This window comes from Streptomyces sp. NPDC052064 (assembly GCF_055585925.1).
On sequence record NZ_JBVJJE010000009.1, the window covers coordinates 238,007 to 250,213 of the forward strand.

Consider the following 12,207-nt stretch of genomic DNA (forward strand, 5'->3'; position numbering starts at 1 on the left):
GTCAGACGCTCGTGGTGTTCGTCGGGTTCGACGTATCCGATGTGCCGGTCGTGCCGGTCGTGTCCGCCGTGTCCACGGTGTTCGACGGGGACGTGTCGTCCGAACGGCGACGGCGTACCGCCCAGAAGACCGCGCTGCCCGCGACGACCGTGACGCCCACGCCGATGACGCCCGCCAGCCCCCCGGACAGGCGGGCGTCGTCGACGTCCTTGACGCCGTAGTCGGCGAGCGGGGAGCCGGCCCCCGCGTGCTCCTCGGTCTTCTTGTCGATGCCGTGGTCGGCGGCGACCTTCTCCAGGCCGTCGGGGTCGGCGGAGGCGTAGAAGCTGACGAATCCCGCCAGGACCAGGGAGGCGACCAGGCCCGCCACCCACACCTTGCGGTGCGAGGTCCGGGCGGCCACGGGGGCGAGCCCTGGCTCGGCCTGCGGTGCGTCGACCAGTTCGCCGTTCACCCGCAGCTTGAGCTTCTGTGTGAGGCCGCGCGCCCCGTACACCAGGTCCGGGCGTACGGCGATGACCGAGCCGACGGTCAGTGCGGTGATCACGGCCTCGCCGATGCCGATCAGGACGTGCACCCCGACCATGGCGGTGGCGACCTTGCCGATCGACACGTCGGTGGTGCCGCCGATCGCGTACATCAGCGTGAAGGCCAGGGCGGCGGCCGGGACGGAGACCAGGGCGGCGATGAAGGAGGCCACGGTGACCGACCGGCGGGTGCGGGGCAGCACCTTCACCAGGCCGCGGAAGAGGGCGTAGGCGACGACCGTGGTGACGATCGCCATGGTGGTGATGTTCACGCCGAGCGCGGTCAGGCCGCCGTCCGCGAAGAGGATGCCCTGCATGAGCAGGACGACGGATACGCACAGGACCCCGGTGTAGGGGCCGACGAGTATCGCGGCGAGCGCCCCGCCGAGCAGATGGCCGCTGGTCCCCGCCGCGACGGGGAAGTTCAGCATCTGCACCGCGAAGATGAACGCCGCGACCAGCCCGGCCAGCGGCGCCGTCCGCTCTCCCCCGAGCTCGCGGCGCGCGCCGCGCAGGCTCACGGCGATGGCGCCCGCGGCGATCACACCGGTGGCGGCGGAGGTGGGCGCGTTGATGAATCCGTCAGGTACATGCACCGTTCGATGATGTGGCTTGATGCGAATGATTTGCAAGAGCGGGATGCTCGTTTTACCTCACCTGCGATATGTCCGGCCTCAGGGAGCGCAATCCGGAAAATATGCGACATTGGAGAAGGGGTGGACGCACAGTCTCCATACAGATGGCGCACGGTGAAGGGGCCGTCCGATGTCCGTAGTCGAGCAGTACGCGCGAGCCCACATCGTGACGGACGCGGCCGTCCCACTGACCGACGAGCTGGAAGCGGTTCCGGTCACGCTGCGCTACGACCCCGAGCACGATCCCCGCTGTGTGCGGATCCGCCTGCCCGGGAGCGGGGGGCGGGAGTGGACCTTCGACCGTCGGCTGCTGGAGGAAGGGCTGCGGGCCCCCACGGGCAGCGGTGAAGTGCGGGTGTGGCCGTGCGGCCGGGTGCAGGCCGTCGTGGAGTTCCACTCGGCACAGGGCGTGTCGGTGGTGCAGTTCGAGCGGCAGGCGCTGCTGCGGTTCCTGCGGCGGACGTACATGGCCGCCGTGGAACCGGTGACGCACTGAGCCCGGGCTCAGCCGCCCATCTTCAGCAGGGCCGCCACGATCGGCCCGGCCGTCTCGCCGCCGTGGCCGCCCTGCTGGACGACGCCCGCGGCCGCCAGGTCGCCCCGGTAGGCGGTGAACCAGCCGTTCGGCTTCTTCTGGCCGTCGACCTCGGCGGAACCGGTCTTCGCGCCGGCGTCGCCGCCGACCCCGGCCATCGCTTCCGCGGCCGTGCCGTAGTCGGCCGTGTACGACATCAGCTCACGCAGCTGGGACAGCGTGCCCGCCGACATCGTGCGCGACGCCGTCGCGAGCTTGCGGCCGTCCACGTCCGGGGAGACCAGGTACGGCTGGTGGAAGGTGCCGGACTTGACCGTCGCCGACACCGAGGCCATGTTCAGCGGGTTCATCCGGACCCCGCCCTGCCCGATCAGCGAGGCGGCCATCTGGGCCGCCGACTGCACCGGCACCGCGCCGTCGAAGGACGGCACGCCGATCGCCCAGTTGTTCATCCCCAGGCCGAAGACCTGCTGGGCCTGCTTGGCCAGGTCGTCGTCCTTCAGCTTCGGCGCCTGGCTGATGAAGGCCGTGTTGCAGGAGCGGGCGAAGCTCGCCTTGAACGTGCCGTTCTTGATCTCGAACTTCTTGTCGTTCTGGAACTTCCAGTGCCCGTAGGTGAAGTACTTCGGGCACGGGTGCTTCTTGTCCGCCGAGGCCAGGCCCTTCTCGATCAGCAGCGACGAGGTGATGACCTTCATCGTGGAGCCGGGGGCGAGGGAGCCCTGGAAGGCCGTGTTGAAGCCGGGCGAGGCGTTGGCCGCGGCCAGGATTTCGCCGGTCGAGGGCCGCATCACGGCCACCGACGACCGGGCCTTCTTCGCGACCTGCTTCTCGGCCGCCGCCTGGAGGGCCGGGTCCAGCGTGGTCTTCACCGTGCCGGGCGTGCCCTTGCTCAGCTCCAGCAGGGTCTTGTCGGACAGGTCGTCCGACTTGGCGGACTTCCCGCGCACGACCCGGAGCTCGATGCCGGCCTTGCCGCCGGCCTCCTTGCCGTACTTCTCGCGCAGCCCGTCCAGGATCGGTCCGAGCGAGGCGTACTTCTTCTTGGTCAGCTCGCCGCCGTCCCGGTCGAGCGCCTTGACCGGGGGCGTGCCCGCCTCGCCGGTGACCAGCTTGTCGCCGTCCTTCAGATCGGGGTGGACGACCGCCGAGTGCCAGTCGACCAGCGGCTTTCCGTCGCTCGTGCGGCGGACGACGGTCAGCGCGCTGTCGTACGCCAGCGGCTTCTCGGTGTCCTTGTACGACACCGTGGCCTTGACGGAGAACGGCACCTTGTCACCCGTGCGCGTGCCCGGGGTGAGGGTGACGTCCTTGATGCGGGCGTCCTTGGCGTAGCCGGTGAGCAGGGACCTGGCCGCGGCCGAGTCGTCGGTGGCCGCGGCCGCCTGCGTGACCTTCCCCGACTGCCAGGCGGTGAGGAAGGCCTGGGCGGTGGTGGTGACCTCGGTCGCCGACAGGGGCCCGGTCTTCACCTTGGGCTTCTGGTCGGCGGAGGCCGCCCGGGCGCCGTCGTCGGCCGCCGCGCCGCCGCCGTACAGCGCGTAGGCGCCGAACCCGGCACCGCCGACGACCACGGCGATCACCCCGCCGATCACGGCGGGCCTCGTCTTCCGTCGCTCGGCGACGCGCCTTCTGTTGCCCACTGCTGTTCGTTCCTCCACGAATCCCCAGGGTCCCCGTCGCCCTCGGCTGTCCCAACGACGGCCACCACCCTAGAGTCCCGTCCCGCGGAGGTGGGATCAGCCACCCGTTCGTAGCACGGCTGCGACAATCGGCCCGGCCGCGTCGCCGCCGTGACCGCCCTCCTCGGTCATGGCCGCCGCCGCGACGTCGTTACGGAACCCGGTGAACCAGCTGTTGGACTTGGCGTTCCCGTCGACCTCGGCGGAACCGGTCTTGGCGCCGATGTCGCCGCCGAGCCCGGCCATGGCCTCCTGGGCGGTGCCCTGCGTGGCGGTGAGCCGCATCATCTGCTTCAGCTGGGCGGCGGTGCTCGCCTTCAGACCCTGGGCCTGGGCCAGCTGCCGGTCGTCCAGCCCCGGCGAGACCAGGTAGGGCTGGCGGAAGGTGCCGGTGATCGCGGTCGCGGTCACCGAGGCCATGTTCAGCGGACTCATCTGCACCTGGCCCTGCCCGATGGCACCGGCCGCCCGGTCCGGGCCGCTGACCGCGGGGACGCTGCCGTCGAAGGAGACGATGCCGGTCTTCCAGTTGTCCTGGCCCAGCCCGAAGCGCTGCTCGGCCTCCTGGGTCAGCGAGGCGTCCGTGAGCGGCTTCTCGTCGATGAGCTTGATGAAGGCGGTGTTGCAGGACCGCATGAAGCTGTTGGCGAGGGTGGCGCTCTCGTTGGGATCCATGCCGGTGAGGTTCTCGAACTTCTGGCCCTGCCACACGGCGTCGGCCGGGCAGGGCGCCGGGCCGTTCATCGAGGTCACGCCGTTGTCGATGAGCATCGCGGCGGTGATGATCTTCATTGTGGAGCCGGGTGCCGCCTGGCCCTCGAAGGCCGCGTTGAAGCCGTCCGTACGGTTGTTCGCCACGGCCAGCACCTCACCGGTGCTCGGCTTGACCGCCACCACCGACGACTGGGCGAACCGCTTGACCGCCTTCTCCGCCGCCGCCTGCGCGCTCGCGCTGATCGTGGTGGTGAGCTTGCCCGGCTTGCCCTCGGCGAGGGTGAGCAGCGGGGTGTCGGGGACGCCCTCGCCGGCGTGCCGGACGACCAGCTCGACACCGGGCGTGCCGCCGGCCTCCTCGCCGTACTTGGCGCGCAGGGCGTCCAGGACCGGGCCGAGGGAGGGGTACTTCTCCTTCGTCAGCTCGGAGCCGTCGCGGCCCACGGCCTTGATAGGCGGGCTGGCGGACTTCTCCGTGACAAGGGTCTCGTCCCGCTTCAGCTCGGGGTGCACGACGGACGGCTGCCAGTCGACCAGCGCCCGCCCGCTGGTGAGCCCGCGCACGACCTTCAGCTTGCTGCGGTAGCTCAGCGGCTTCGACTTCCCGTCGTAGGCCACCTTCGCCTTCACCGTGTACGGCACGGTGGTGCCGGCCGCCGCCCCGGGCGTGATCTTCACGTCGGTGATGTGCGCGTCGTCGCCGAAGGCGGTCAGCAGCTGCTCGGCGGCCGCGTCGTTGTTCGTGTACGACGCCGCGGTCGCGGCCTCGCCCTTCTCCCAGGCCGTGAAGAACCCGGCCGTGGTCTCCTTGACCTCGTCCTTGCCCGGCGGCCCCGACTTCTTCTCCGTGGCGACCCCGCTCGTGCCGCCCCCGTCGCCGTTCAGCGCGCTCATGATGTTGTAGGCCCCGTACCCGGCCCCGCCCACCATCACCGCGAACACGCCGCCTATGACGGCGGCCTTGACCCCCTTGCCCATTGGGCGGTCCCCTCCCCGTGGAGCTTCACTCGTTCCATTGAACGTGTTCAGAAAGCTCGATCTGGGAGCACTCTATGGGGAAGCGGTTACTACAGGCACGGGCGTTTCAATTTTTGACCGAACACAGACGGGGCCCGGATCCGGCGTTGCCCGGCTTCGCCCCGGCACCGTCACGAGTCGTTCTCCAGCACGAAGCGCAGGTACCGTTCCGCGGAACGCCGGACCGCTCCCGCGCCGTCGGCGCTGACCACGCGTTTCCAGAACGCCCCGTAGATGCGCTCGAAGGCGAAAGGCTCGACCAGCGCAAGCGCGCGGCGGATGGTGCTCGGTCGCTCCGGAATGAAGTTGGGGATGCTGTACATGAAGCTGACCCACCGCCGGTCCATCACCACCATGAAGATGTCCCCGCTGAACAGCGCGCCCCGCCCCTCCGGGTCGTCGGCCCAGTGCAGCACCGTGCCCCCGGCGAAGTGCGTGCCCGCATTGATCAGTGTCATGCCGGGCGCGATCGTGTGCGTGTCGCCCGTCCAGTACTCGATGACCGGATCGGGCCGCCCGACCCAGTCACGGTCCGCGGCATGGACATACACCGGAGCGTCGAAGACCCGGCCCCACTCGGCCATCACGCCGTAGAAGTGCGGATGGCTGACGGCGATCGCGCTGATCCCGCCCAACTCCTCGATCTCGGCGGCGAGATCGTCGTCGAGGTAGCCCACGCAGTCCCACAGCACGTTGCCGGACGGTGAGCGGATCAGCAGCGCACGCTGGCCCACGCCCACCGACGGAGCCGCACCGACCCCCAGCACACCGGGCCCCTCCTCATCGAGCTGCCCGCGACGGCCACCGGCGCGCAACTCGGCCAGTGTGGTCCACTGCTGACCCTCCCAGCCGACGTACTGCCGCTCGTCCAGGCAGATCGGGCAATCAGCGCGCGGTGCTCCGTACTGCACACCGCAGGTACGGCAGATCGGAAGCCGCGTTCCCGTGACCGACGTGACCCGCTTCGAAGACGACACCAGTACCTGTCCCTTCGTGAACCCGTATCCGTGGAGACATGGGCGGCTAGACCCAGGTGTCCAGCCACATCCGCGCCCGCCAGTCGTCGATGGGGATGGCCGTGCCCGTGTACAGGGGCCAGAAGTAGATGAAGTTCCAGACGATCAGCAGGACGAGTACGCCCGCGCCCGTGGCGCCGACGACGCGGCGGGTGTCGGTGGAGCGGGGCGGGCCGATGATCGCGCCGAGGAGCATGGCCACGGCCAGGCACAGGAACGGCAGGAAGACGATGGCGTAGAAGAAGAAGATCGTGCGCTCCTGGTACATGAACCAGGGCAGGTAGCCGGCCGCGATGCCGCAGGCGATGGCGCCCGCGCGCCAGTCGCGGCGGAACAGCCAGCGCCACAGGACGTAGAGGACCGCGAAACAGGCGACCCACCACAGCAGCGGCGTGCCGAGGGCCAGGACCTCGCGGGCGCACTTCTCGCCGGCGTCCGCGGGGCAGCCGTCCCGGCCGGGCGCGGGGGACTCGTAGAAGTACGACACCGGGCGGCCCAGGACGAGCCAGCTCCACGGGTTGGACTGGTAGGTGTGCGGCGAGGACAGGCCGACGTGGAACTCGTACACCTGGTGCTCGTAGTGCCACAGGCTGCGCAGCCAGTCGGGCAGGAAGGCCCAGCTGCCGCCCTTGCCGTCGGTCGCGGCCCAGTTGCGGAAGTAGCCGCCGGAGCCGTCGGTTGCGGAGAGGATCCAGCCGGTCCAGGACAGCACGTAGGTGACGATGGCGACCGGGACCGTGGCGAGGAACGCCAGGCCCGTGTCGCGCCTGAACACCGCCGAGTACGGGTGCCGGGCGCCGGCGACCCTGCGCGAACCGACGTCCCACAGGACCGTCATCAGGCAGAACGCGGCCAGGATGTAGAGGCCGTTCCACTTCGTGGCGAAGGCCAGGCCCAGCATCAGGCCCGCCGCCCAGCGCCAGGGGCGCCAACCCAGGCGGGCCGTCTCGGCGACGTCCCGGTCGGGGCGGACCCGGCCGTCGGCGTCCACCGGGAGCGCCGCGGCGAGTTTCCCGCGCGCCTTGTCCCGGTCGATGAGCAGACAGCCGAACGCGGCCAGCACGAAGAACATCAGCACGCCGTCGAGCAGCGCGGTGCGGCTCATCACGAAGTGCAGGCCGTCCACCGCCATCAGCGCGCCCGCCAGGCACCCCAGGAACGTGGAGCGGAACAGCCGGCGGCCGATCCGGCACAGCAGCAGCACCGACAGCGTGCCGAGCAGCGCCGTCATGAACCGCCAGCCGAACGGGTCGAAACCGAACAGCAGCTCGCCGAGCCCGATGACGTACTTGCCCACCGGCGGGTGCACGACGTACGCCGCGTCCGTCGGGATGGTGACGTGCCCGCCGGACGAGAGGACCAGGTCGTTGGCGTTCTTGTCCCAGTTGACTTCGAAACCGCGGTGGACGAGCGCCCACGCGTCCTTGGCGTAGTACGTCTCGTCGAATATCACCGCCTTGGGGTTGCCCAGGTTCCAGAACCGCAGCACGCCCGCCAGCAGGGTGACGAGCAGCGGGCCGATCCAGCCCGACCAGCGCACCAGCCGCCCCGCGAGCGTGTGCGGGATGCCCAGCGCGGCCCACAGGCGCGGGCCGGGCTCGGTGTACGGCGGCACCAGCAGGTCACGGACGTCGCGGGCATCGCTTCTTGGCTGCTGGTAGCCGAAGCGGCGCAGCCGCTGCTGCCAGGGCGGCCGCTGCTCGTGCGGCGCCTGGCCCTGCCGGGTGTCCGTGGAGGACGCGGTACTGGTCACCGCGCCATCGTAGGGAACCGTGCTGTGTGAGTCCCGTGCATGGCCGGTATGCGTCCCCATCCTGCGCCCCTGGGAGGAGTGTGCGTCCCCGGCCCCTGGGAGGATGGAGGGCGTGACCGGAACACTCGTACTCGCAGGCACCCCCATCGGCGACATCGCGGACGCCCCGCCCCGGCTCGCCGAGGAACTGGCCGGAGCAGATGTCGTCGCCGCCGAGGACACGCGGCGGCTGCGGCGGCTGACCCAGGCGCTCGGCGTCACGCCCAAGGGGCGGGTGGTGTCCTACTTCGAGGGCAACGAGTCCGCGCGGACGCCGGAGCTGGTCGAGGAACTGGTGGGCGGGGCACGTGTGCTGCTCGTCACGGACGCCGGGATGCCGTCGGTGTCCGACCCCGGGTACCGGCTGGTCGCCGCCGCCGTGGAGCGGGACGTCCGGGTCACCGCAGTGCCCGGGCCGTCCGCCGTGCTCACCGCGCTGGCGCTGTCCGGGCTGCCCGTCGACCGGTTCTGCTTCGAGGGGTTCCTGCCGCGCAAGGCGGGGGAGCGGCTGGGGCGGCTGCGGGAGGTGGCCGGGGAGCGGCGCACGCTCGTCTACTTCGAGGCTCCGCACCGGCTCGACGACACGCTCGCGGCGATGGCCGAGGTGTTCGGGGCGGAGCGGCGGGCCGCGGTGTGCCGGGAACTGACCAAGACGTACGAGGAGGTACGGCGCGGCGGGCTGGGGGAGCTGGCGGCCTGGGCCGCGGAGGGTGTGCGCGGGGAGATCACCGTGGTGGTGGAGGGGGCGCCGGAGCGGGGGCCCGAGGAAGTCGGGGCGGAGGAGCTGGTGCGGCGGGTCCGGGTGCGGGAGGAGGCCGGGGAGCGGCGCAAGGAGGCGATCGCCGCGGTCGCGGTGGAGGCCGGGGTGCCGAAGCGGCAGGTTTTCGACGCGGTGGTTGCCGCGAAGAACGCGGCGGGGTAACCGGGTTCGGGGGTGGGGCTGGGGTTTGCTGCGGGCGGCGGTTGTCCGTGGCTGGGCGCGCCCACGCGGCGGAGCCGCACACAGACACAGCCCCGCGCCCCTTTGGGGCGCGTCCCATAAGGGGGGCGCTCAATAGCCTCTGAGCAGGGCGCATTTCGGATGAGCGCGCGCCCCATGGGTGGGCAAAGGCGACGGGGGTCCGGGGCAAGGAACGCCCAAATCGGCGCCAATAGTCGACAGGTCTGCTGCCATCGGTCCGGCTGAGGAGTCCACTGGGTTGCGGGGGCGGAATCGTCCTCACGCCACAGCGGAACAGGAGCTGGCATGAGTGAGATCGCAGGGCAGACCGGGCTCCGCGCCGGTGCGAGTGCCGTCGTCAACGAGTCGTACTCCTTCGCCTGCATGCGCTGCGGGTACGGCTGGGAGCAGTCGTACGAGATAGAGCACCACACGGACGCCGCGGGGCACGAGTTCGTCCTCTACGTGGCGGACGGCACGATCGTGCCCTCCCCGTTGAGCAAGCCCACGTGCCAGAACTGCGACGGACACGTCGTGCGGATCATGCGGGCCGGGCGGGTCGAGTCGGCGCGCAACGCGGCGCACCGGCCCCACCGCGTCCCGCCGCCCGCCGGCCCCGTGGAGGCCCCGACGGCGGACGCCGAGGGCACGGGCGAGCAGGAAAGGCGCGAGAACCACCACTGGCATCTGTCCGACCTGCTGCACCCCTTCCAGCGCAAGGCGAGCTGACCCGTCCGGCTCCCCTTGTCGACGCCCTCCCCGGTCCTCCCCCGTCGGGGAGGGCGTACCCCTTTCGTAGGATCGGGGCATGCCTTCGAACGACTCCGGCAAGCACGCCGCGCCCCCGCTCCCGGAACCCCTCCGGGTGCCGGTCGCCGACTCCCACACCCACCTGGACATGCAGTCCGGCACGGTCGAGGAGGCGCTGGCGAAGGCGGCGTCGGTCGGAGTGACCACGGTCGTGCAGGTCGGCTGCGACCTCAAGGGCTCCCGCTGGGCGGCCGAGACGGCGGCGGCGTACGACGCCGTCCACGCGGCGGTCGCCCTGCATCCGAACGAGGCGCCCCGGATCGTCCACGGCGACCCCGACGGCTGGTCCAGGCAGGGCGCCCGCGAACCGGGCGGGCAGGCGGCCCTGGACGACGCACTCGCCGAGATCGACCGGCTGGCCGCGTTGCCCCAGGTCAAGGGCGTCGGTGAGACGGGCCTCGACTACTTCCGCACCGGGCCCGAGGGCAAGGAGGCGCAGGAGCGGTCCTTCCGCGCCCACATCGAGATCGCCAAGCGGCACGGCAAGGCCCTGGTCATCCACGACCGCGACGCCCACGCCGACGTCCTGCGCGTCCTGAAGGAGGAGGGCGCCCCCGAGCGGACCGTCTTCCACTGCTACTCCGGCGACGCCGAGATGGCGGAGATCTGCGCGAGCGCGGGCTACTTCATGTCCTTCGCCGGCAACGTCACCTTCAAGAACGCCCAGAACCTGCGGGACGCGGTGGCGGTGGCCCCGCCGGAGCTGCTGCTGGTGGAGACGGACGCGCCCTTCCTCACGCCGGTGCCGTACCGCGGCCGGCCCAACGCCCCGTACCTGGTGCCGATCACCGTGCGGGCCATGGCCGAGGTGCGCGGCACCGACGAGGACACGCTGGCGACGGCTCTCGGGGAGAACACGGCGCGCGCCTTCGGTTACTGACCTTCCCGCCCGCCTCACCGTACTACTGTGCGTAGTCGCGTCGCTTTGGAGAGTGACGATCGCTCCGCTAGGTTCTGGGGGCCCGATCCGGACCCTTCTGGACCCCCTCCGGCCCCTGGAGCGTGTCGGCGTGAGCAACTCGCGGTACGAGACGTACGAGATGTACGACGCGTACGAGTCGTATGACCCGGCCTACGCGGACCCGGTGTACGGCGGTTTCGCCGCGCCGCCCGCCGATCCGCACAGCGTCGGGACCCTGGGATACGGGACGCCCGGGGTGCCCGTCGCCTACGAGGACACCTACCGGCCCGCCTACGAGGTGCCGCCCCTGCCCGGGCTGCCCCGGCAGGGCGCCCCGGGAGACGATGCGGCACCACCCGCGGCCGGCGCGCGCACAACGCGTGCGGAGGCGCGCGTCGAAGCCCGCGCCGCGGCGCGCGCCGGCTCGCACCGGCGGTCCGCGCGTCGGCGCAAGGCGCGGTACGTCGAGCGACCGGGTGACGGCTCCATGCGGCGGCTGCTCCCGCAGGCCCTGGTCGTCGCCTTCCTGGCGGGCGGCACCACGGCGTTCGTCGCCAAGGACAAGGCGATCGAGCTGAGCGTCGACGGCAAGGCGCGCACGCTGCACACCTTCGCCGACGACGTCACCGAGCTGCTGGCGGAGGAGAGCGTCGAGGTCGGCGCCCACGACGTGGTGGCGCCGGGACCCGGCACGGAGATCTCCAGCGGCGACGAGGTCGCCGTGCACTACGGCCGCCCCGTGCGGCTCACCCTCGACGGACAGCGGAGCGAGGTGTGGACGACGGCACACACCGTGGCCGGAGCACTCCGGCAGTGGGGGGTGCGTCAGGAGGGCGCGTACGTGTCCACGTCGCGCTCCCGGCGTATCGGGCGGGAAGGGCTCGCGCTGGACGTGCGGACCGAGCGCACGGTCACGATCATGGCGGACGGCCGGGCCCGCACCGTCCGCACCAACGCGGCGACCGTGCGGGAGGCCGTCGAGGAGGCCGGGATCACCCTGCGCGGCCAGGACACCACGTCGGTCCCGCAGGGGAGCTTCCCACGCGACGGGCAGACCGTCACGGTGCTGCGGATCACCGGCGGCAAGGAGGTCCGCGAGGAGTCGATCCCGTTCCAGGTGCGGCGGACCGACGACCCGACCCTGTTCCGCGGCACGGAGGTCGTCGAAGAGGCGGGCCGGCCCGGCCTGCGCCGGGTCACCTACTCCCTGCGCACCGTCAACGGCGTCAAGCAGAAGCCGCGCCGGATCAGAGCCGAGGTGGTGCGCGAACCGCGCCCGCAGCTGGTGAAGGTCGGCACGAGGCCGCGACCGACGTCCGTCCAGGGCGCCGACCACCTCGACTGGCAGGGCCTCGCGGCCTGCGAGTCCGGCGGCCGCCCCGACGCGGTCGACTCGTCGGGCACCTACGGAGGCCTCTACCAGTTCGACACCCAGACCTGGCAGTCCCTCGGTGGCAGGGGCCGCCCCCAGGACGCCCCGGCAGCGGAACAGACGTACCGCGCGAAGAAGCTCTACGTACGAAGGGGAGCAAGCCCTTGGCCGCACTGCGGAGGCCGGTTGCACGGGTGACGCCGTAGCCGCGCGACACGGGTGGGCGCGGCGGCACCCCGCTCCGCCGGGCTGCGGACCCACCCGCC

Annotated in this window: 10 protein-coding genes; 5 read left to right on the top strand and 5 right to left on the bottom strand. The window is 71.5% G+C overall.

Features of this window, described 5'->3' with window-relative positions; genetic code table 11:
- Position 1: 1 nt before the first annotated feature.
- Complete coding sequence (locus ACZ6TU_RS25320) at positions 2-1,123, bottom strand: energy-coupling factor ABC transporter permease (RefSeq protein ID WP_467673231.1); 1,122 nt, start codon at positions 1,121-1,123, stop codon at positions 2-4.
- Between the two features lie 169 nt (positions 1,124-1,292).
- Here ACZ6TU_RS25320 and ACZ6TU_RS25325 point away from each other — a divergent pair, with 169 nt between their 5' ends.
- Positions 1,293-1,658 (top strand): SsgA family sporulation/cell division regulator, encoded by a 366-nt coding sequence (locus ACZ6TU_RS25325; protein WP_467673233.1) that lies wholly within the window; start codon positions 1,293-1,295, stop codon positions 1,656-1,658.
- Between the two features lie 8 nt (positions 1,659-1,666).
- Here the strand turns inward: ACZ6TU_RS25325 and ACZ6TU_RS25330 are convergent, their stop codons facing one another.
- From ACZ6TU_RS25330 to ACZ6TU_RS25345, 4 genes are all read right to left on the bottom strand, one after another.
- A complete protein-coding gene (locus ACZ6TU_RS25330) occupies positions 1,667-3,340 on the bottom strand; it encodes a penicillin-binding transpeptidase domain-containing protein (RefSeq protein WP_467673235.1) in 1,674 nt (557 codons plus the stop codon).
- A gap of 96 nt (positions 3,341-3,436) precedes the next feature.
- Positions 3,437-5,071: a penicillin-binding transpeptidase domain-containing protein gene (locus tag ACZ6TU_RS25335; RefSeq protein WP_469551219.1), complete on the bottom strand. Its 1,635-nt coding sequence runs from the start codon at positions 5,069-5,071 to the stop codon at positions 3,437-3,439.
- Between the two features lie 170 nt (positions 5,072-5,241).
- Positions 5,242-6,087, bottom strand: coding sequence for an MBL fold metallo-hydrolase (locus ACZ6TU_RS25340; RefSeq protein ID WP_467673239.1), 846 nt, complete (start codon positions 6,085-6,087; stop codon positions 5,242-5,244).
- Between the two features lie 46 nt (positions 6,088-6,133).
- Positions 6,134-7,879 (bottom strand): dolichyl-phosphate-mannose--protein mannosyltransferase, encoded by a 1,746-nt coding sequence (locus ACZ6TU_RS25345; protein ID WP_467673241.1) that lies wholly within the window; start codon positions 7,877-7,879, stop codon positions 6,134-6,136.
- A gap of 112 nt (positions 7,880-7,991) precedes the next feature.
- Between ACZ6TU_RS25345 and rsmI the strand changes: the two genes are divergently transcribed.
- The 4 genes from rsmI to ACZ6TU_RS25365 all read left to right on the top strand — a co-directional run bounded on the left by rsmI (position 7,992) and on the right by ACZ6TU_RS25365 (position 12,139).
- Positions 7,992-8,840 carry a 16S rRNA (cytidine(1402)-2'-O)-methyltransferase gene (gene rsmI / locus ACZ6TU_RS25350; protein ID WP_467673243.1) on the top strand — a complete coding sequence of 283 codons (849 nt, stop codon included), beginning with the start codon at positions 7,992-7,994 and terminating at the stop codon, positions 8,838-8,840.
- Between the two features lie 324 nt (positions 8,841-9,164).
- On the top strand, positions 9,165-9,587 hold the full coding sequence (locus tag ACZ6TU_RS25355) for a hypothetical protein (RefSeq protein WP_467673245.1): 423 nt from the start codon (positions 9,165-9,167) through the stop codon (positions 9,585-9,587).
- A gap of 79 nt (positions 9,588-9,666) precedes the next feature.
- Entirely contained in the window at positions 9,667-10,548 is an 882-nt protein-coding gene (locus ACZ6TU_RS25360) for a TatD family hydrolase (protein WP_469551222.1), read from the top strand.
- 130 nt (positions 10,549-10,678) lie between these two features.
- Positions 10,679-12,139 carry a ubiquitin-like domain-containing protein gene (locus tag ACZ6TU_RS25365; RefSeq protein ID WP_467673249.1) on the top strand — a complete coding sequence of 487 codons (1,461 nt, stop codon included), beginning with the start codon at positions 10,679-10,681 and terminating at the stop codon, positions 12,137-12,139.
- The last annotated feature ends 68 nt before the right edge of the window (positions 12,140-12,207 follow it).

What these genes read in the sequence shown, in the direction of transcription:
- ACZ6TU_RS25355 (WP_467673245.1), top strand. Translation starts at nt 9,165, where the DNA reads ATGAGTGAGATCGCAGGGCAGACCGGGCTCCGCGCCGGTGCGAGTGCC.
- ACZ6TU_RS25325 (WP_467673233.1), top strand. Translation starts at nt 1,293, where the DNA reads ATGTCCGTAGTCGAGCAGTACGCGCGAGCCCACATCGTGACGGACGCG.
- ACZ6TU_RS25335 (WP_469551219.1), bottom strand. Translation starts at nt 5,071, where the DNA reads ATGGGCAAGGGGGTCAAGGCCGCCGTCATAGGCGGCGTGTTCGCGGTG.
- ACZ6TU_RS25360 (WP_469551222.1), top strand. Translation starts at nt 9,667, where the DNA reads ATGCCTTCGAACGACTCCGGCAAGCACGCCGCGCCCCCGCTCCCGGAA.